The sequence below is a fragment of the Anaerocolumna aminovalerica genome (assembly GCF_900115365.1).
Taxonomy (GTDB): domain Bacteria; phylum Bacillota; class Clostridia; order Lachnospirales; family Lachnospiraceae; genus Anaerocolumna; species Anaerocolumna aminovalerica.
This window is the reverse complement of the sequence record NZ_FOWD01000002.1, coordinates 136846-155768: the sequence shown is the minus strand read 5'-3', so window position 1 is coordinate 155768 and position 18923 is coordinate 136846. Positions and strand designations below refer to the sequence as shown.

At 36.7% G+C, this 18923-nt stretch carries 19 protein-coding genes and 1 riboswitch; of the genes, 15 read left to right on the top strand and 4 right to left on the bottom strand.

Translation table 11 applies throughout. The features are described from left to right. The first annotated feature begins 156 nt into the window (after positions 1 to 156). The 3 genes from BM183_RS01780 to BM183_RS01770 all read left to right on the top strand — a co-directional run bounded on the left by BM183_RS01780 (position 157) and on the right by BM183_RS01770 (position 2844). Positions 157 to 429 (top strand): DUF1294 domain-containing protein, encoded by a 273-nt coding sequence (locus BM183_RS01780; RefSeq protein WP_091684007.1) that lies wholly within the window; start codon positions 157 to 159, stop codon positions 427 to 429. Between the two features lie 420 nt (positions 430 to 849). After that, positions 850 to 1050, top strand: a complete 201-nt coding sequence (locus tag BM183_RS01775; RefSeq protein ID WP_091684005.1) for a cold-shock protein — start codon at positions 850 to 852, stop codon at positions 1048 to 1050. Positions 1051 to 1212: 162 nt separating this feature from the next. Then, positions 1213 to 2844: an ASKHA domain-containing protein gene (locus BM183_RS01770; protein WP_091684003.1), complete on the top strand. Its 1632-nt coding sequence runs from the start codon at positions 1213 to 1215 to the stop codon at positions 2842 to 2844. 118 nt (positions 2845 to 2962) lie between these two features. Here BM183_RS01770 and BM183_RS01765 read toward each other — a convergent pair whose 3' ends face one another. The 3 genes from BM183_RS01765 to upp all read right to left on the bottom strand — a co-directional run bounded on the left by BM183_RS01765 (position 2963) and on the right by upp (position 5087). Continuing rightward, entirely contained in the window at positions 2963 to 3493 is a 531-nt protein-coding gene (locus BM183_RS01765) for a hypothetical protein (protein WP_091684001.1), read from the bottom strand. Between the two features lie 72 nt (positions 3494 to 3565). After that, entirely contained in the window at positions 3566 to 3970 is a 405-nt protein-coding gene (locus BM183_RS01760; protein ID WP_242960801.1) for a DUF4430 domain-containing protein, read from the bottom strand. 204 nt (positions 3971 to 4174) lie between these two features. Then, positions 4175 to 4398: riboswitch (cobalamin riboswitch) on the bottom strand. 59 nt (positions 4399 to 4457) lie between these two features. Next, positions 4458 to 5087 carry a uracil phosphoribosyltransferase gene (upp, locus tag BM183_RS01755; RefSeq protein ID WP_091683997.1) on the bottom strand — a complete coding sequence of 210 codons (630 nt, stop codon included), beginning with the start codon at positions 5085 to 5087 and terminating at the stop codon, positions 4458 to 4460. A 653-nt stretch (positions 5088 to 5740) separates the two neighbouring features. Here upp and BM183_RS01750 point away from each other — a divergent pair. The 3 genes from BM183_RS01750 (at position 5741) to sdaAA (ending at position 7921) form a co-directional block, all read left to right on the top strand. After that, positions 5741 to 6211: a hypothetical protein gene (locus BM183_RS01750; RefSeq protein ID WP_091683995.1), complete on the top strand. Its 471-nt coding sequence runs from the start codon at positions 5741 to 5743 to the stop codon at positions 6209 to 6211. A gap of 159 nt (positions 6212 to 6370) precedes the next feature. Beyond that, positions 6371 to 7033 (top strand): L-serine ammonia-lyase, iron-sulfur-dependent subunit beta, encoded by a 663-nt coding sequence (gene sdaAB / locus BM183_RS01745; RefSeq protein WP_091683993.1) that lies wholly within the window; start codon positions 6371 to 6373, stop codon positions 7031 to 7033. Between the two features lie 24 nt (positions 7034 to 7057). Next, positions 7058 to 7921: an L-serine ammonia-lyase, iron-sulfur-dependent, subunit alpha gene (gene sdaAA / locus BM183_RS01740; protein ID WP_091683992.1), complete on the top strand. Its 864-nt coding sequence runs from the start codon at positions 7058 to 7060 to the stop codon at positions 7919 to 7921. A 129-nt stretch (positions 7922 to 8050) separates the two neighbouring features. Here the strand turns inward: sdaAA and BM183_RS01735 are convergent, their stop codons facing one another. After that, complete coding sequence (locus tag BM183_RS01735) at positions 8051 to 8827, bottom strand: nucleoside phosphorylase (RefSeq protein ID WP_091683990.1); 777 nt, start codon at positions 8825 to 8827, stop codon at positions 8051 to 8053. Positions 8828 to 8995: 168 nt separating this feature from the next. Between BM183_RS01735 and BM183_RS01730 the strand changes: the two genes are divergently transcribed. From BM183_RS01730 to BM183_RS01690, 9 genes are all read left to right on the top strand, one after another. Beyond that, a complete protein-coding gene (locus BM183_RS01730; protein WP_091683988.1) occupies positions 8996 to 9652 on the top strand; it encodes a YczE/YyaS/YitT family protein in 657 nt (218 codons plus the stop codon). Positions 9653 to 9715: 63 nt separating this feature from the next. Further along, positions 9716 to 10936: a BMP family ABC transporter substrate-binding protein gene (locus BM183_RS01725; RefSeq protein WP_091683986.1), complete on the top strand. Its 1221-nt coding sequence runs from the start codon at positions 9716 to 9718 to the stop codon at positions 10934 to 10936. Positions 10937 to 11056: 120 nt separating this feature from the next. After that, positions 11057 to 12613 carry an ABC transporter ATP-binding protein gene (locus BM183_RS01720; RefSeq protein WP_091683984.1) on the top strand — a complete coding sequence of 519 codons (1557 nt, stop codon included), beginning with the start codon at positions 11057 to 11059 and terminating at the stop codon, positions 12611 to 12613. Then, positions 12606 to 13679: an ABC transporter permease gene (locus BM183_RS01715; protein ID WP_091683982.1), complete on the top strand. Its 1074-nt coding sequence runs from the start codon at positions 12606 to 12608 to the stop codon at positions 13677 to 13679. Before BM183_RS01720 ends, BM183_RS01715 begins: the two co-directional genes overlap by 8 nt. Before the next feature lie 3 nt (positions 13680 to 13682). Next, positions 13683 to 14648, top strand: coding sequence for an ABC transporter permease (locus tag BM183_RS01710; protein ID WP_091683980.1), 966 nt, complete (start codon positions 13683 to 13685; stop codon positions 14646 to 14648). Beyond that, positions 14645 to 15439, top strand: coding sequence for an alpha/beta hydrolase (locus tag BM183_RS01705; protein ID WP_091683978.1), 795 nt, complete (start codon positions 14645 to 14647; stop codon positions 15437 to 15439). Before BM183_RS01710 ends, BM183_RS01705 begins: the two co-directional genes overlap by 4 nt. Before the next feature lie 226 nt (positions 15440 to 15665). Next, positions 15666 to 16397, top strand: coding sequence for a FadR/GntR family transcriptional regulator (locus tag BM183_RS01700; protein WP_091683976.1), 732 nt, complete (start codon positions 15666 to 15668; stop codon positions 16395 to 16397). Next, on the top strand, positions 16363 to 17877 hold the full coding sequence (locus BM183_RS01695; RefSeq protein ID WP_091683974.1) for a YjjI family glycine radical enzyme: 1515 nt from the start codon (positions 16363 to 16365) through the stop codon (positions 17875 to 17877). Before BM183_RS01700 ends, BM183_RS01695 begins: the two co-directional genes overlap by 35 nt. Next, the gene (locus BM183_RS01690; protein ID WP_091683972.1) at positions 17870 to 18706 is read left to right on the top strand and encodes a YjjW family glycine radical enzyme activase; all 837 of its coding nucleotides are present in this window, start codon (positions 17870 to 17872) and stop codon (positions 18704 to 18706) included. Before BM183_RS01695 ends, BM183_RS01690 begins: the two co-directional genes overlap by 8 nt. The last annotated feature ends 217 nt before the right edge of the window (positions 18707 to 18923 follow it).

Below are 18923 nucleotides of genomic sequence, written 5' to 3'. Positions count from 1 at the left end.
TAAGAACCCCTTTACCAATGATATGAAAAATGAGGCCTTCGGGAGTAGGGGATGTTTTATATGATTTAGGAAATTCATAGGAATCCCCTTGCTCTCGAAGGCTAATTTAGTTTATAAGTGAGTAATATTTTAGCTTTTATTTAGAAAGGTTCTGACATGGAAGTTATATATATAGCAGTAATATATCTTATATTAATAAATTTGGTTGGTTTTTTTAGTATGGGTGTGGATAAAAAGAAGGCAAAGAGCAATCAGTGGAGGATAAAAGAGAAAACCTTGTTCTTTATAGCTGTTATAGGCGGCAGTGCAGGTTCCGTATTAGGAATGAAAGTATTCCGCCATAAAACAAAACATACAGCATTTGTTATAGGTATGCCTCTGATTTTGATGGTACAAACTATACTGCTTATTTTTTTATTCAATAAATAATATAATATATTAAATTTCAGTTGGTTCAATAAATTAGAATATTTATTAGAAAAGCAGAATATCCCCTTACTAAAAAACTGTGAATACTTTATAGTATGTTTTCCGTAATAGGTAGGGATATAATAAGAAGTTTGTTGTAAACTGAGAACTTAAATTGTAAATAAAAAATAGAAAATAGAGAATCTTGCAAATTTGAACTACATAAAATAGCCAGAATTTTTTATAAAAGTTATAAAATAATATATAATTATTTATTAAATTTATACATATTACATAGTAATCACCTTAAAATTACCAAAATAATGTTTGACAGATTGAACAAAGAGTGATATTATGAATATGTTGCATGAAAGTGCATACACTATCAATAACTGTTATAATTTATAGCAGTATTTTATTATTTTTTTTGGAGGAATTAACATGAACAAAGGTACAGTAAAATGGTTTAACAATCAAAAAGGTTTCGGATTTATCTCCGACGAACAAGGAAACGATGTATTCGTACATTATTCAGGTCTTAACATGGACGGCTTCAAGTCTCTTGAAGAAGGACAAGAAGTTCAATTTGACGTTGTTCAAGGTGCTAAGGGACCTCAGGCTACAAACGTAATCAAATTATAATTAACCAAGTTTTTCGATGTGCCTTTTTCTGATATATAAATTTTAAGAATTATTATTTTTAAAAGTTTTTATTAAGAATTAGATATATTGTTTTAAAACGGAATTGGTTAAAAAGGTTATCCTTATGGATAACCTTTTTTAATTTCGGGGAGGGAGAGGCCTATGCTTGTAACCTTTTTACCTATGAATAAAAAAATTCAAATCAATGCAGGCAGCAATTTGTTTCATGCAGCCATGGAGAATGGAATTGATTTTGGAGGTGTTTGTTCCGGGAATAGAACTTGTGGTAAATGTAAGGCAATGATTACAAAAGGTAACAACAGAAAGTACAGCAAAGAAGAACGGAAGCTCCTTACAGAAGAGGAACGTAATTCAGGCATTCGTTTAACTTGCTGTTTTACCATTACAGAAGATACCTGTGTTATTATTTCCGGCAAAAAAGAAAAGCAGAGCCAGGTCAGCAGAAAAGAAGATAAGATAGAGGATAGCTTTGGGAATCTGTTGACAAATTCCTTAGCGAAGGAGCATTATGGTATTGCTTTGGATATAGGAACAACATCAGTAGCAGTCCGATTGTGGAATCTGGATCGGAAAGAGTTTATTGATGAAATCAGTACTAAGAATCCTCAAAGCTTATATGGAGCAGATGTAATAACCAGAATTACTTATGCCAACAGCAGTGGTGATAATGTTAGAAGGCTGGCTTATCTAATTCGGGAGTGCTGTAATACCTTATTATTACGTTTGTCAGCAGAGCATAATATTAATACAAACCAAATAGAGGCTGCTGTTATCACGGCAAATACAACCATGTCCCATCTGTTTTTAGGAAAATCTGTTGAGAAACTGGCAAAGGTACCCTTTCAAGGGATATCTTACGAAGGTGTAAAACTAAAAGCTTCTGATGTAGGTTTTCAAATGCATCCTAACGGGCAAGTATATGTAATGCCTGGAATTGCAGGTCATGTAGGTTCTGATACACTAGGCTGCATTCTTGCTAAAGATTTGAATCATGCAAAAGGAAACCATCTTCTTGTAGATATTGGAACCAACGGTGAGATTGTTCTTGCAAAGGAGGGGGAGCTTATGGTATGTTCAACAGCAGCAGGCCCTGCCTTTGAAGGTGCTTCTTTGCATCAGGGTATGCGGGCAATAGAAGGAGCTATATCAAAGGTAAATATCAGGAATAACTTGATTGAAGTTGAATTGATTGGACCGGAGAAAGGCAGTGCCTTAACCTACAGTATGAATAGGAACGGGAAAGCTGTTGGTGAAATAGGTGACATTTATCCCATTGGTATCTGTGGATCAGGAGTAATAGAAGCAATTTCTGAATTGTTAAATAATCATATAATGGATGAAACAGGCCGCTTGTTAGGGCAGGAGGGTGACAATAATTATGTTACCTTATGGAAACATCATGACAAAGAAGTTATCTTAACCCAGAAGGATATCAGAGAACTCCAACTGGCCAAAGGAGCGATTTATACAGGAATCATGCTTCTATTAAAAGAAGCGGAATTATCTAATTCACAATTAAATTACATTTATCTGGCAGGTGCATTTGGAAGTAATATTGATTTAAAGAAAGCCGTTCATATTGGACTGTTGCCTCCTATTGAGCCGGATAGAATAAATTATATTGGTAATGGCGCCTTAGATGGTGCCTCTAAGGTACTATTAGGCCAAATATCAAAAGCAGAGACAGAAAGTATAAGTAAAAAGATAAAGCATCTGGAGTTGGCATTATGTAAAGAGTTTCAGGAAGAATTTTTAAAAGCTGTAAATTTCTAATTTATCTACCAGTTATAAAAAAAGCATGCTTTGAATGTAAAGCATGCTTTTTCTTTTATCTATAAGTAAAGAAGGGTTTCAAGATGAAAAAACTTTGTTAAGGCTTTGGATTAAATATTTAGTCTTTATCTATATATATTTCTTTTGTTATTACTCTATTTAAATTTTTATAAAGAGGTTTAAACAAGAACAGAGTTATAAAAAAGTTACTTATTCCATGTGTAATGTCAAAAGGAATACCTGTAATCCAAAAAGCTATTGCGGATTGAATACCGGTAAGGAAGCTTCCATTAAACCATCCCATAAATAAATAAGGAATGGAGCAAAGAGCTCCAAAGGTCAATCCAAAAACACCTGAAATAACTGCCCAATGGAAAGAGGATTGTTCTCTCTTAAAAATTCGAACAATAAAGTATAGTATAAACCAAATATAGAAATAATTTATCAGCCATAAACCAAAACCATAAATGAAACATTCCAGCAAAACAAATATTGATATAATTAGCAAGGTTTTTTTGTGTAACAGCAAGGCGAACAGTATAATAAGCAAGGAAACCAATTCTATATTAGGAAGAAAGGCCAGGACTTCTTTGACAGCAATTAAAAGAGCACTTAACATACCAATTAAAACAATATCTTTTATACGCATCCTACACCTCTTTCTTCATTATATTTTTAATGAATAGAAGAATTGCTCCTTTTCCCTTACATAACTTACAATTTAATACCCAACCATTAATGTTATCTCGTAATGATCACCGTCATTTATTGGAGTTGCATCAACGCCTGTCATTAAAGATTCTCCCTTTTGAGAAAAGTTCCACCATTCCTGTTTCGATTCATCTGCTGTTATACCATTTACTGTAGTAACATATAAACCATAATCCGTTTCAGTACCGGAAATCAGTTTTTCTTCTTCTAGGGCTTCTCTTAAGAATTCGGCATCTGTTGTAATTTTAAAGGACTCACTTGTACCATCTGTCAATATTACTTCTGCAACAATTTCTTTAGAACCCTCTACCGGTTTTGCCATGAATGTTTTATATACAAAAAACATAGCAGCAATTATTGCAACCAAAGCAATACAACTAACAACAATTTTTTTAACATTTCTTTTTTGTTCCATAATTTATTCTCCTCCTTCTTATTTAGGAACCTTCTTGATTCATAGGGAGGCATTTTATTGCCCATTAGGCTTTGTGGGAGAATTAAAAAGGTTCCTTTGCCAGAAAGGTAAAGGAACCTAAAATAGTTTAGATTATTAACAATAACTTTGTTACCAGAATATCCGGTTGACAGTCATTGTACCTTTTACCATATTCTCGTGGCATACTTGGTACTATATCAAGCAGGTATTCTGACTTATGAATCATTATTTTCTTCGAATCTTCCCAAGCATTCGCTCAGTGATATTATATTACCCTTATAAGGTACATACCGAAGAAAACTCCTCAATTACAGCGGCGAGACCGTACAGGATTTTAACCTGTTTCCCTATTATGTCACTATTTATGTGGGTTGAAGATAGTGACCACTTGATATATGAAACAGCTTTAAAGCTGCTGTATAAACGCTGTCAGTATATCATTTTGCAAAAAAAAAGTCAATATATATTATTTAGTACCATAGATTCTGTCCCCGGCATCGCCAAGTCCAGGTAGAATATAACCACTTTCGTTTAATCTTTCATCTAAAGCACCAATATATACATCAACGTCAGGATGAGCCGATGTAAGACGTTTTACACCTTCTGGTGCTGCTATAAGACATAAGAAGTGAATTTTAGTGATTCCCCTTTTCTTTAATAGGGCAATAGCAGCATCTGCGGAACCACCTGTTGCTAACATGGGGTCAACAACAAAGATCTCTCTCTCATCAGCATCAGCAGGTAACTTACAAAAATATTCAACTGGCTCTAATGTTTTTTCATCTCTATATAAACCAATGTGTCCAACCTTGGCATTGGGAATCAGGTTTAATATTCCATCTGCCATATGCAAACCAGCTCTTAAGATTGGAACGATACAAAGCTTTTTGCCTTCAATTTCATGAGCAATTGTTTTAACAAGAGGTGTTTCTATCTCTACTTCAGCAAGGGGAAGTTCTCTTGTTGCTTCATAACATATAAGCATGGCAACTTCGGAAACCAAATCACGGAATTCTTTTGTTGAAGTTGTTTTGCGTCTCATAATTCCAATTTTGTGCTGAATCAATGGATGATTCATAATTATTACTTTAGACATAATCTTGCCTCCATTTGTTTTTTAGACTTTTTTGCTAGAAGTATTATAACAAAAATAAATGTCTAAGAAAAGTGTTAAATTATATTTATTGTATTTTTTGAAAAAGTAATGTAATATATTCGTGTATAAAATATAAAATATGAAAATAAAAAGCAGGAAGTATTTTAATAGGATAAGCAAAGATTGAAAAAAGTGAAATATGATAATATATGAGATAATGGAACTCTCTTTCCCCGTTTAGACAGAGGAGAAGCCCGGTAGAGGGGGGAGGGTAACTACCAGGCTTATTTTATGAAAAAAATTATCTTATTAGCAATATAGTGTACAACTTATTAACTATGACTTTATTATAATAGACATATATGATTATAATGTGGATGATTTATGAACAATTTGTGAATTTTTAATCAAAGACATTTTTTACAATTTAAAACAGAAAAAGAAAAAACAGGATAGTTTCTTATCTTTTTTATTACTTTAAAAGGTAATATTCACATGAATTTCAGAGGTTGTTTTTTTGAAAGATACAGATACTAAAGTTAAGTATAAGTTATTTTTAATGAGAAGGAAGGAAACAGTTAATTTCATGGGAACTATAAATAGTAAGAAAGATTTTATGCATAAGCTTTATGTTATGCAAGAAAAGAGGGAATATGGCAAGTGTTTTTAAAAAATTAATAAGTAAAGAATTTGGTGAAAACAAATACAATAAATATTTTTTCGTTTGCCAAAAAAGCTTGGAAGATAAATCTTTTGACAGCAAAGAAATTTATAATGATATATATGAGAATTTAAAAAAGCTAGACCGAAATGCAATAAGGAAAATGCAGGAGCGGCTAAATGATGCATTATTTTTAGCGGTACGTATAAGCAAAACTTATTTCTTTTCTTTTCTCTTTTATCTGGGTGCAGCATTCTTTCTTATCACGAAAGATATTAATCCGATTATCACTATTATTAGTATTATCTTAATGAGCGTATGCTTTATTGCAAAAACCTATGAATTTTTAATTAATAAGTATTGTTTTATTGATGCCCATATTGTGTTGGTTTATAAGACAGTGTTAGAAAGAATGGTTATATTAAAAGAAATAGAAAATTCCTCATCTTCCAATAATAGTTAACGCTAATTGATGCCTTGAACAATATGGTTCAAGGCATTTTACTTTCAGCACATGTACTACGGTTTCGTTTAAATTCAAAAAGTATTGTTTATACTCTAAGAATAAAGTATAATATGCAGTAAGTGAAAATTAAACGGATTAACCAAAAGAGGAAATGAAATGAAATATAAAAGCATATTTGATATTATAGGCCCCATCATGGTGGGGCCGTCCAGCTCCCATACGGCGGGAGCTGTTCGTATTGGTCAGATTGCCCGTAGAATATTTGGCATGGAACCGGAAGAAATCCATATTCATTTTTATGGTTCCTTTGCTGAAACCTATAAAGGGCATGCCACAGATATTGCAGTTATTGCAGGTTTACTAGATTTTGAAACCGATGATCCAAGAATTCAGGACGCCATACTTATTGCCCAAAAGAAAGGTATCCAAATTCATTTTTATACAGAGGAAATAGTACCTTCCCATCCCAATACTCTAGAAATAAAATTAGTAAAAGGAGATGAAACCCTGGAACTTACCGGAATATCTGTTGGGGGAGGTGCTGTTCAGATTTCGGAATTAAATGGATTCTCCCTAAACCTATCCGGTGAAAATCCTGCCATGCTTATATACCATAAAGATGCCTATGGAGTTGTAGCATCCGTTGCAGTAATTCTAGCTAACCACAAAATAAATATCAGCCGGATGAATGTATCAAGAATCGAGAGGGATAGTATGGCATTAATGGTTATTGAAACTGACCAGACAATACAAGAAGAGATTCTAAAAGAAATTGGATTAAAAGACAATGTGAAGAAAGTGTATGTACTTAGTGCTTAAGTACATTGTTTTAGAGGGACTGACATGTTTAATAATATCGCTGAATTAGTAAATCTTGCAGAAACACAGAACAAAAAAATCTATGAAATTATGTTAGAACAGGAAATGAAAGCTACCGGTCTTAGTAAAGATGAAATTATTAATAAAATGAAAGAGAATTATACAGTCATGAAAGCCGCCATAGAAAAAGGAATGCAGGGAGTTACCTCTAAATCCGGAATGACAGGGGGAGATGCAAAGAGACTCTCTGCGTATAGAAACAGCGGTAACTATCTGACAGACTATACTTTAATATCTGCTATCTGTTACGCAGTTGCAACCAATGAAGTGAACGCTTCTATGGGACTGATCTGTGCTACTCCTACAGCTGGTTCATCGGGGGTACTCCCTGCTGTTATGTTTGCAGCCCAGGAAAAACTTCAGGCAGAGGAAGAAGTAGTGATCAACCATCTGTTCACAGCTGGGGCAATCGGTTATATAATTGCAAATAATGCTTCCATTTCAGGAGCAGCAGGAGGATGTCAGGCAGAAGTTGGTTCTGCCAGTGCTATGGCAGCTGCTGCGGTAACAGAGATGGCCGGCGGAACGCCGTCCCAGGCTGCCCATGCAATGGCAATGGCCTTAAAAAACATGCTGGGGCTTTCCTGTGATCCTGTTGCAGGTTTGGTGGAAGTTCCCTGTATTAAAAGAAATGCAGCAGGTGCAGTTAATGCTTTTGCAGCTGCAGAGATGGCACTTGCAGGAGTAGAAAGCCGAATTCCCTGGGATGAAGTAATTAGTGCCATGTACCGAATTGGCCTATCCATGCCTATTGCTTTAAAAGAAACTGCCCTGGGAGGATTGGCTGCAACAGAAACAGGTAAGTGTTGGAGAGAAAAAATCCAGTAATAGATACATTATAAAAATAAGAGCCCTTATGGATTAAAATGGTGTACCACCTGACGGTAGCTGCCAAAATTAATCTGTAGGGCTTTATTTGTGTCAAAATAAAATTTTTAAAACCTATGGATTACTTGATTATTTTATTTTCTTATCATTTGTAATAACATTTCTCAGTGCATTGACAGCTGTTTCAATAGCAGGAGCAATTTCTGTTACCCGCACCAATCCTGTGTTCATGGAGTCTTCTCGTTCCCGGTTTCTGCACAGTAAAAGAACAGTAGCACATCTAACACGTAATACAGAGGAAACGATGAATAGGGTGGAGGATTCCATTTCGGAACCGATTGCACCAGCCATCTTCCATGCCTCCCATTTCTGCTGTAATTCATATTTTACTGGCATGCGTTCTGGTGAATGCTGGCCATAGTAAGAATCTTTACATTCTACAATACCTAGGGCATTGGTATATCCTAATTTATCAGATGCTGCCTTCAAAGCAGTAACCAGTTCAAAATCGGGTACAGCCGGAAATTCAACAGGAACATATTCTTTGCCGGTACCATCTTTACGGATAGCTCCGGTGGGAATAATTAAGGTTCCGGGTTCAAGGCTGGGGTCGATACCTCCACAAGTGCCGATGCGAATAAATGTATCAGCACCAATCATCTTTAATTCCTCTAAGCCAATGGCAGCTGAAGGCCCACCCATTCCGGTCGACATTACACTTACTTTTTCCCCTTCTAAATATCCGGTCCATATCTCATACTCACGATTGGTCTGAACGTGTTTAGCATCATCCAGATAGGCCGCAATTTTGGATACACGTCCGGGATCTCCGGGTAATAATACATATTTACCAACATCCCCCACCTTGCATTTAATATGATGCATAAGCTGGTCTTTATTAATCATAATATCTTTCTCCTTTGTTTTATGATGTTATTTTTAAATTATAACATGATTTTAATAAAAAGACAATAATTATGATATGATTTATTTGAAAATAAAAATAAAATTGACCTATTGACAATGACGAAATAAGCAGTATAATGTAAATATGAACAAACAGAAAGGAGAAAAATGTTAAAAAACAGCATTATTGATGAAAAGTTAACAAAATCGGATAAAATATTTGAGATTATCAAAGATGTAATCATAATATGTATTGGATTAATGATATCATCATTTGGCACAGCGCTATTTTATCAAGCGGGTATGGGTTCCAGTGCCATGGCAACTTTTAGTGATGGCCTTCATCTTTTATTGAATATTAGTTATGGAACAGCCAATATGACAGCTAACCTCGCATTTCTGATGGTATTGTTCATATGTGACAGAAGAATGATTAATATCGGTACTGTGTTGTGTGTCTTTATGATAGGTATCTTTGTTGATTTAGGAAACACTGTATTTGGCCTGCTTCCAATTGCAACAGCCCATGTATTTATTCGCTTTATATGTATGCTTGTGGGGTGCACAATGATGGGAATTGGATTGGCTTTGTATGTGGCAGTTGACAGAGGATTTGGGGCATTGGAGGGTTTGGTAAAGTATCTGTGCGCCAAGACAAGCATTTCCTTTGATAAAGTAAAGATAGGTCAAGATTTACTTTTGTTATCCTTAGGAATCCTGCTTCATGCAAGTTGGGGAATAGGAACCTTTATTTCAGCAATCACCATCGGACCGATTATGAAAGTGTTTATAGTAAAGTTTCAAAAAGTATTAAAAAAGCAGTAATTTTTAATGAGATATCAAACCGGATGGTTGATATAAAAAAATGAATTAAGAGGAGGATTTATCATGAAAAAAGTATTGGCTATGGGGATTGCTCTGGTTCTAGTGATTTCCGGCTTGACAGGATGTGCAAGTGGCAAAAAAGAAACAAAAAACGAGACAAAAAATGAGACAGAAAATGAAACAACAAATGAAACGGATGATAATGCCCCGGTTGGTGGCAGCACAACTAGTAAAATTGCTGTTGATCAGTTTGAAGATGATGATATTGGGGTTTGTTTGGTAATTAATACAAATCTAGGGGATAAATCCATCTGTGATTTGTCTTATGCCGGACTGCAAAGAGTAAGATCAGATTATGGTGTAAGAATCAAATGTATCGAATTAGGCGGCGATGCTACAAAACAGATTCCAACCTTCATTGATTTAGCTGAGGATCCAGAGTGGGATATCATTGTTGCAGGTACCCCTAACTTACGGGAAAGCCTTATGGAAGTTGCAGCTGATTATCCTGAACAAAAATTTATTCTATATGATGCAGGGGTAGCAAATGCTGAAGAAGGTATTACAGCAGAAGATTATCCAAATGTTTATTCTATGGAGCATGCACAGAATGAAGGTTCCTATATTGTTGGAGCAGCAGCAGCCATGTTGACAACTTCTGGTGATGAGAAGACAAATGACGAACACATTATTGGATTTGTAGGTGGTGGACAGAACACAGCTATTGAAGATTTTCTGGTAGGCTATATTGAAGGAGCGAAAGCTGTAGATCCTGAAATTAAAGTTTTAATTTCTTATATTGGAAGCTTCTCTGATTCTGCAAAAGGCAAAGAGCTAGCCATGGCCCAGATTGATCAGGGAGCAGATGTTGTGTTTGCGGTAGCCGGTGGTGCAGGCTTGGGTGTTTTAGCAGGATGTGCTGAAAAAAATGTTTATTCTATTGGCGTTGATGGTGATCAGTATGAGATTCTAAAAGATATTGATGCTATAACAGCTGAAGCTATTGCTACTTCCATGCAGAAGAAGTGTGATAATACTGTTTACAACTGTGTAAGTGCTGCTTTGGAAGGTACTTTATCTTTTGGTTCCTATGACAAGTTAGGCTTGGCTAGCGGTGTAGTTGGTGCAGCAGATAATGAAAACTTCCGTGGTATTTTTACTGAAGACCAGATTGCCCAGCTGAAAGAAATTGAAGCTAAAGTTTCCTCTGGTGAGATAAGCGTATTTACAGCAATAGGTGCAGATAATGCTTCTATTCAGGCATTAAAAGATAGCGTTCAATAAAGCGATATTTTTGCTGCCGCAGTTGGAAGAAATCTGCGGCAGCCTTTTTGCCTAAGAAACTGAGTTTGTGACAGCCTCTTTGTAATGAGGCAGGAGAGAAAGAAACTGGAGGAATAAAGGATGGAACAAAACATCTTAGTAATGGAGAATATTACAAAGGTTTATTCAAATGGTTTTGTAGCCAATAAAAATGTAAACTTTTCTATCCATGAAGGTGAAATCCATGCCCTGGTAGGTGAAAATGGGGCGGGCAAGAGTACACTAATGAAAATTCTCTTTGGTTCGGAGAAGCCGGATGAAGGGAGAATACTTCTTCGAGGTCAGGAAATACACATTGATAATCCTACAGTGGCTATTAATTATGGAATTGGTATGGTACATCAACATTTTATGTTAGTACCATCCCTTACAGTAGCAGACAATTTGGTAATTGGTATGGAACCTAAGAAAAATGGACTATATGATGTTGCTAAGGCTGAGGAGATTGCCAGAGAGGTATCAGAAAAATATAATTTTAAAGTAGATTCTAAAACGAGAGTAAGAGACTTGTCTGTTGGTATGAAACAAAAGGTTGAGATTTTGAAAGCTCTTGTAAGAGGGGCTAAAATTCTTATTTTAGATGAGCCTACTGCTGTTCTTACTCCACAGGAGACCAAAGAACTATTTGTAGAGCTGAAGCATTTAAAAGAGCAAGGATATACTGTAGTGTTTATATCCCATAAGTTAAATGAAGTGAAAGAACTGTGTGATCGTATTACGGTTCTTCGGGCAGGTAAGACCATAGGTACTAAAGAGATAGAGAATGTAACGGAACAGGACATCTCACGAATGATGGTGGGACGCGATGTTCGTTTGGATATTGATAAAAATAAGGCTGTGCCGAAAGAAACTGTTCTTAAGGTTTCCCATGTGAACAAGGTAAACAGTCTTGGCAAGCAGGTTCTAAATGATGTGTCTTTTCATATTCCCAGAGGAGTAATACTTGGTATAGCAGGTGTTGAAGGTAATGGACAGAGTGAAATTTCTGAAATAATTGCAGGTATGGATCAGAACTTTGTTGGTAATGTAATGGTCAATGGAAAAGAAACCAGAAACATGACCGTTCGTCAGTTGCGTGAAAATGGTGTGGCCCACATATCAGAGGATCGTATGACATATGGTATTGTTGGTGATGGAAGTATCGCAGAGAATATGATTTCAGATCGTTATTATAAGAAAGAGTTTCAGAAGGGCGTTTTATTAAATCAGAAGAAGATTGATAACCTGGTAAATGATTTGATTGGAAGATTTAATGTAAAATGCGATGGAAAAGACCAGCCCATACGTATGCTTTCCGGTGGCAATATGCAGAAGGTAGTAGCTGCTCGTGAATTTACCAGTAAAGCAGATTTAATTGTTGCCAATCAGCCTACTCGTGGTATTGACATCGGTGCCAGTATGTTCCTTCGTAACAAGCTGGTTGAATTAAGAGATGCTGGTGCTGCAATTTTACTAATTTCTGCTGATTTGAGTGAGGTCATGGATGTCAGTGACCGATTGATTGTAATGAATGAGGGGAAAATATCAGCTTATTTTGAAGATGCCTCTCAGGTTACTGAGGAAGAAATGGGACTTTACATGTTAGGAATTAAACAAATGACACCAGATGAAATAAGGAGGGCATCCAGTGATGAATAGAAATATTGAGAAACAGTTTCAGATATTACGAACTCTTCTTGCTGTTGCTATAGCCATTGCCGTAGCATTTACAATTATTTGTTTTATTAGTGATAATCCAATTGAAACCATTAAAAGCTTCGTTTTAGGGCCCCTTACTTCCAAACGTAAAATTGGTAACATTATAACGAATCTTACTCCTATGCTGTTTGTAGGTGCTGGTGTATGTTTGATTTTTTCCGCTAATCAGACAAACATGGCAGTAGAAGGCGGCTTTTTTGTTGGTGCCATGTTTGCCAGTGTTGTTGCTACCTGTGTTAAATTACCTACGGGCATTCATGTGATAGCATGTCTGATTGCAGGGGGTATTGCTGGTGCAATGGCCTGTTTGATTCCTGCATTTCTATTTGTAAAGTTTAATGCAAAACCGGTAGTAAGCTCCATTATGGTTAATAATATGTGTTTGTTTGTAGCTTTGTTTGTTATTAACCATCTTATTCGTGATCCGGCCGCTGGATTCTTAGCCTCCTATAAGTTTGCTAAAACATCCCGTATCGGAGAGATGATTCCGGGAACAGGTATTCATTATGGAATACTGATTGGTATTACTGTACTGATTATTACTTTCTTGTATCTGAATAAAAGCAAGGCTGGCTATGAGATTCGTACGGTAGGCCGTAATGTAGAATTTGCCAGATATTCAGGTATTAATGTAAACAGTGTTATTATAAAGGCGCAGCTGTTGGGTGGAATTTTAGCCGGTATGGGTGGTGCCGTTGAGGTTCTTGGTATGTATAAGAGATTCCAATACCAGTCTCTGACCAATCACGGTTTTGACGGTATTATGATCGGTATCATGGCAAATTATAATCCTAAAATGCTGCCCCTGGCTGCCCTGTTTTTAGCATATATCCGGGCTGGTGCTGACAGTATGCAGAGAACCAGCGATGTACCGGTTGAACTGGCTAATATCATGATAGCTGTAATCGTTATTATGATTGTTGCAGAAAAGTTTCTATATAAGATGAAACACAAACGAATTGTAGCAGCAGCTCAGAAAAAGTTGGAAGAAAAGGAGGCGGCATAATAGATGGATAAAATATTAACAGCAATTTTTACACCTGCGTTCCTGTTTTCAGTAATTCGAGTATCCACCCCATTGATTCTTGGCTCCATGGCTGCACTGATTTGTAATCGAGGTGGTATGCTTCATATTGCCTTTGAGGGTATCATGTTGTCTGCAGCTTTCTTTGGAATGCTTATAAGCGCTCTGACACAGAATGTACTATTGGGAATTATCGGAGCGATATTAGGGGGATTACTAATTTCAATGATGTTAGGGTATTTCAATCTTGTGTTGAATTCAGATAAGACACTGACAGGTATCGCATTGAACACCTTTGCTTCAGCGGGTACAATCTTTGCCCTATATCTTTTGGTTCAGGATAAAGGTACATCAAACTCCCTTCCTTCACTGACGGTTCCTAATATCGCAATTCCTATTATTAAAGATATTCCTATATTGGGGGAGATTATTTCAGGACATAATCTACTGACATATATAGCTTTTATTACCGTGTTTCTTACTTATATAATTATTTTTCGTACACCGTTGGGATTACGTATTCGCACAGTGGGTGAAAACCCCAATGCAGCTGCTTCAGTAGGTATCAATGTTTTGAAAGTTCGTTTTATCACTCTGGCAATCAGCGCAGTAATTGCCTCTTTGGCCGGAGCTTATATGTCAATGGGATATTTAAGTTGGTTCTCCAGGGACATGATAGCTGGTCGTGGTTTCATGTCCATTGCAGCTCAGAATCTTGGTGCTGCTCTTCCTCTTCCTAGCTTACTGGCATCACTTGCTTTCGGTGCGGTAACAGCTTTGGCCAATGTATTACAGACATTGAACATGCCTTCTGAAATTATTCAAGCTATGCCATATGTTGCTACTCTCATTGGACTTGGTGTCTTTGGATATGTGGGAAAGGTAAGCAATAGAAAGCGTTCAAAAGCGGTATTAGGGTCTGCTAAAATGAGAGAAGGAGGAAATGCATGATTTTATGTCATTGTAATTTTTATTCTAAAACCTTAAATAATCATGTTGATGTTAACGTTCTTATTCCGACTATTCCGGATAATGATTGCTTTTTCCATAGCCTGGATGAAGTATATAAGGAAAGAAAGATTCCTGTTTTATATTTACTTCACGGGGCTTTGGATGACTATACTATGTGGCTTCGCCATACGAATATAGAACGTTATGCCGAAGAAGCCGGTATCGCAGTGGTAATGCCTTCAGGGCAGAATGGTTTTTATAGTAATGCAGTCTGTGGATTGAATTATTTTGACTATATTACAGAGGAATTACCAAGATTTGTTGAATATACCTTCCCGGTATCCCGTGACAGAGAGAATCGCTATATTGCCGGACCTTCTATGGGCGGATATGGTGCTAGTAAATGTGGGCTTGGCAGACCTGATAGATACCGTGCCTTTGGTGACTTTTCCGGTGCCGTAGATCCGCAAAAGCTGGAACCTCTTATGGTTCAGATGGGTTTTGGTTTTTTTCGCTATGATTTGATTTTTGGTGGTAGTGATAAAGTTACCGGAAGCAAAGACGATCTAAAGGTTATGGCGGAAAAATGTAGTGAATATTCTGAGAAACCTTATGCATTTGTAGCATGTGGTAAAGATGATACCAATAATTATTCAATGAATTACAAGTTATATGAAAAATTAAAAAGTTGTGGATTTGAAACAGAGTTTTTTGGTGGAAATGGTCTGCATGATTGGGAATACTGGGACAAATGTGTGAAGGAATTTATAAAAGTTACGAAAAGTTTATAAGTTCAAATGAAAATATTTATATATTATTGAATTACCCATATGGTAGGAAATAAATAACATTATTTAAAAAAATTGGATAATGTATAAAAAAATTACTTATGTCTGTGGTATAATAAATAAACACTCTATGAAAAGTATGCAGGAGGACAGTATCGGCAATTTTGTGCTGGTACACAAAGTTGCTATGGTTATTAAAAGGCGCTAAAGCGCCAGAATCGAGGATAGTATGTATATTAATCAGGCATCAGATATCGCTTATGATTATATTGTGGAACAGATTCGTTCAGGTAAATGGAAGCCGGGGGATAAAATTGCAACGGAATCCCAATTGGTGGAGATAGTTGGAGTAAGTAAAGCTGCCATACGTAATGCAATTCAAAGCTTAGTAGCATTGTCCATACTAAAAAAGGTCCAGGGTTCCGGTACCTATGTGGAACAGAAAGAAAACATGTCTATTATGAGTGGTTCAATATTAGGATTTGATGATAATTTTCTCCTGAAAATCCTGGAATTCCGTAAGATGTTCGATTCATATAATGTGCAGTTATTTATTGAACATGCTACGGATGAGGACATAAAAGCTTTGGATCACAATTACGTAGAGATGGTTGCTGCAAAGGATGATATGCGGGAATTTCACCAATTAGATCAGATTTTTCATAATATTATTGCCAATGGTACTAGAAATCCTATGATTATACAGATTTCAGAAATATTCATGAATGTATTTGTAGATAATCAAAAGATGATTTATCACAATACCGGGCCGGAAAGTGCAATCAAATATCATGGGAAAATACTGGAAGCAATAAAAGAACGAAACCCGGAGGTAGCTTCCATCTACGCAAGGATGGCAATTGAAACATCAATTACAAATTTATCTTCACATAAAAAAGAAAATAAAAAGAAAGGAGATCAGGACAATGGAGAATGTGACAACAACACAGGAAACTTATGAAATATTAACATCAAGACGTTTAACCTATCAACAAAAAATAATTCAGTTAGCAAAACAGGCTGAAAATAGCTTAGATGTATTAAATATACCAGAAAAGTTTTCTAAATACTTCGAAACCCGTGCACTTTGTGATATGAATGAGGGAAATGCGCCCTATCGTCCGCGTTATGTCATGGTGGACTATCAGCGCTTTCTAATGCAAGGAAGTGAATTTTTAAAAATTGCACCACCCAATACATTGGATGAGGCTATTTTTGCTCTGCTTACACTGTATTATCATGTGCCATCCATTACCACCATGCCGGTATATCTGGGCAATTTAGATGTATTGCTGGATCCTTTTATAGTTGGACTCAGTGATGAAGCAGTTAAAACCAAATTTAAGTTGTTCCTTAATTATATTGATCGTACCATAGCAGATGGATATTGCCATGCTAACCTGGGACCAGAGGATTTAAGAGCTACCCGCCTTTTACTGGAATGTGAGCAAGAATTACAAAATGCGGTTCCTAATTTTACTATGAAGTATGAGGTGGGCGTTACACCGGATGATTTGATGGAAAAAGCAATACTCTGCGCCCTTACCTGTGCCAATCCTGCAATTGCAAACCATAAGGCACACAAGGACACCTATTGGGACTATGGTGTGTCCAGCTGTTATAATGTGTTACCTTTGCGAGGTGGTTCCTATATTCTGTCCCGTGTAGTAATCCCTCGTCTTGCTAAAATGGCGGAAAGTACCGAACAGTTTCTTAATGAAATTCTGCCTGAGGCTTTGCAGGGTCTTGGGGAATATATGGATGAAAGAATCCGTTTTCTGGTTGAGGAATCCGGTTTCTTCCAGAGCTCCTTCCTGGTGAAAGAAGGTTTGATTGAGAGAGAGAACTTCACCGGTATGTTTGGTATTGCAGGACTCTGCGATGGAGTTAATTATTTGCTTCGTGATAGTGGTAAACGTTATGGAAACGATCCGGAAGCAGATGATTTAGCTGAGCAGATTTTAAAAATTATCTCAGATTTTGTTGCTACTTATCCGGCAAAATATTGCGAAGTGTCCGGAGGGCATTATTATCTCCATGCCCAGGCAGGACTTTCAACGGATATAGGAGTTACCTCTGGCATTCGTATTGTGGTAGGGGATGAGCCTGAGAGTATTTATGACCATTTAAGACACAGTGCAAGGCTTCATAAATATTTCCCTACAGGTTGTTCGGATATTTTCCCATTTGAGGGGACGGCTAAGAATAATCCGGCGGCTGTACTGGATATTATAAAGGGTGCATTTTCTATTGGTGACAAATACATAGCTATTTATCAGTCTGACGGTGATCTGGTACGTATTACCGGTTATCTGGCCAAGAGAAGCGATATTGAGAAATATGACAATGGGGAAGTGGTTCTTCAGGATACCGTTCAGAATGGAAGTACCAACTATAAATTAAATAGGCTTGATGAAAGAAAGGTGCGTTCCCATGCTTAAGGCGCCGATTAATAAAATCATAGATCATTCATTGGTAGATGGCATTGGAAATCGTAGTGCTATATTTTTTCAAGGGTGCAATATTTCCTGTAAATACTGTCATAACCCAGAGACACAGAAATTGTGTAATCATTGTCAGTTTTGTGTAGCTAAGTGTCCGGTGGGTGCATTAATGGTTGTGGAGGGCCAGGTGGCTTGGGATTCATGGGCCTGCATCAAATGTGATACTTGTATTCATGTATGTCCAAATGATAGTTCACCTAAAGTAACAGAAATGACTGTGGATGAAGTATTTGATCGAATTGCTAAAAATCTGCCATTTATCCGGGGAATTACGGTATCTGGCGGAGAATGCTCCTTATACACTCCTTTTTTGCAGGAATTGTTTGGGAAGTGTAAAAGTATTGGTATTACCTGTCTGATGGACTGTAACGGAACGATACCATTGTGGAACAATCCGGTGATGGAAGTGTGTGATGGAATCATGCTGGATGTAAAGGCCTGGTCTGATCAGTGCTTTCGTAATCTGACCGGAGCGGACAATGAAGTAGTAAAACAAAATCTCCGCCAGCTATCTAATAGAAATAAGTTAGAGGAACTTCGCATTGTCTGCCTGGAGGACTATGTAGATGCAGAGGACACTATTAAGGGAATTGCTGATTATGTATCTGAACAAACAAGGGAGAATGTTCTTCTTAAGTTGATTCGTTTTCGTCATTTTGGCGTAAAAGGAGAGCTAAAAGAGGCAGCATCTCCGACTTATGAGTATATGGAGAAACTAAAACAGATTGCACTTGAAAATGGATTTGGCAATGTACGTATTGTGTGATAGGGGCGGCATTAAAAGAAACTGCACTGGGAAGAATGACAAGTTAGAATAACATATATGAAAAGAAAATCTGTGTGCCAATATTGGAAACCTTCTGGACAGCTAGAATCCAGAAGGTTTTATTCTTGTTTCTGGTTAGAAGAATCTGATTTAATCTACCATTCTAGGACTGTTTTTTGTTTATGCATTCTTGTGGCCGTTTTGACGAATGTCGAGA

Coding starts and splice junctions, on each gene's coding strand:
- BM183_RS01780 (WP_091684007.1), top strand. CDS start 157: ATGGAAGTTATATATATAGCAGTAATATATCTTATATTAATAAATTTG.
- BM183_RS01775 (WP_091684005.1), top strand. CDS start 850: ATGAACAAAGGTACAGTAAAATGGTTTAACAATCAAAAAGGTTTCGGA.
- BM183_RS01770 (WP_091684003.1), top strand. CDS start 1,213: ATGCTTGTAACCTTTTTACCTATGAATAAAAAAATTCAAATCAATGCA.
- BM183_RS01765 (WP_091684001.1), bottom strand. CDS start 3,493: ATGCGTATAAAAGATATTGTTTTAATTGGTATGTTAAGTGCTCTTTTA.
- BM183_RS01760 (WP_242960801.1), bottom strand. CDS start 3,970: ATGGAACAAAAAAGAAATGTTAAAAAAATTGTTGTTAGTTGTATTGCT.
- upp (WP_091683997.1), bottom strand. CDS start 5,087: ATGTCTAAAGTAATAATTATGAATCATCCATTGATTCAGCACAAAATT.
- BM183_RS01750 (WP_091683995.1), top strand. CDS start 5,741: ATGGCAAGTGTTTTTAAAAAATTAATAAGTAAAGAATTTGGTGAAAAC.
- sdaAB (WP_091683993.1), top strand. CDS start 6,371: ATGAAATATAAAAGCATATTTGATATTATAGGCCCCATCATGGTGGGG.
- sdaAA (WP_091683992.1), top strand. CDS start 7,058: ATGTTTAATAATATCGCTGAATTAGTAAATCTTGCAGAAACACAGAAC.
- BM183_RS01735 (WP_091683990.1), bottom strand. CDS start 8,827: ATGATTAATAAAGACCAGCTTATGCATCATATTAAATGCAAGGTGGGG.
- BM183_RS01730 (WP_091683988.1), top strand. CDS start 8,996: ATGTTAAAAAACAGCATTATTGATGAAAAGTTAACAAAATCGGATAAA.
- BM183_RS01725 (WP_091683986.1), top strand. CDS start 9,716: ATGAAAAAAGTATTGGCTATGGGGATTGCTCTGGTTCTAGTGATTTCC.
- BM183_RS01720 (WP_091683984.1), top strand. CDS start 11,057: ATGGAACAAAACATCTTAGTAATGGAGAATATTACAAAGGTTTATTCA.
- BM183_RS01715 (WP_091683982.1), top strand. CDS start 12,606: ATGAATAGAAATATTGAGAAACAGTTTCAGATATTACGAACTCTTCTT.
- BM183_RS01710 (WP_091683980.1), top strand. CDS start 13,683: ATGGATAAAATATTAACAGCAATTTTTACACCTGCGTTCCTGTTTTCA.
- BM183_RS01705 (WP_091683978.1), top strand. CDS start 14,645: ATGATTTTATGTCATTGTAATTTTTATTCTAAAACCTTAAATAATCAT.
- BM183_RS01700 (WP_091683976.1), top strand. CDS start 15,666: ATGTATATTAATCAGGCATCAGATATCGCTTATGATTATATTGTGGAA.
- BM183_RS01695 (WP_091683974.1), top strand. CDS start 16,363: ATGGAGAATGTGACAACAACACAGGAAACTTATGAAATATTAACATCA.
- BM183_RS01690 (WP_091683972.1), top strand. CDS start 17,870: ATGCTTAAGGCGCCGATTAATAAAATCATAGATCATTCATTGGTAGAT.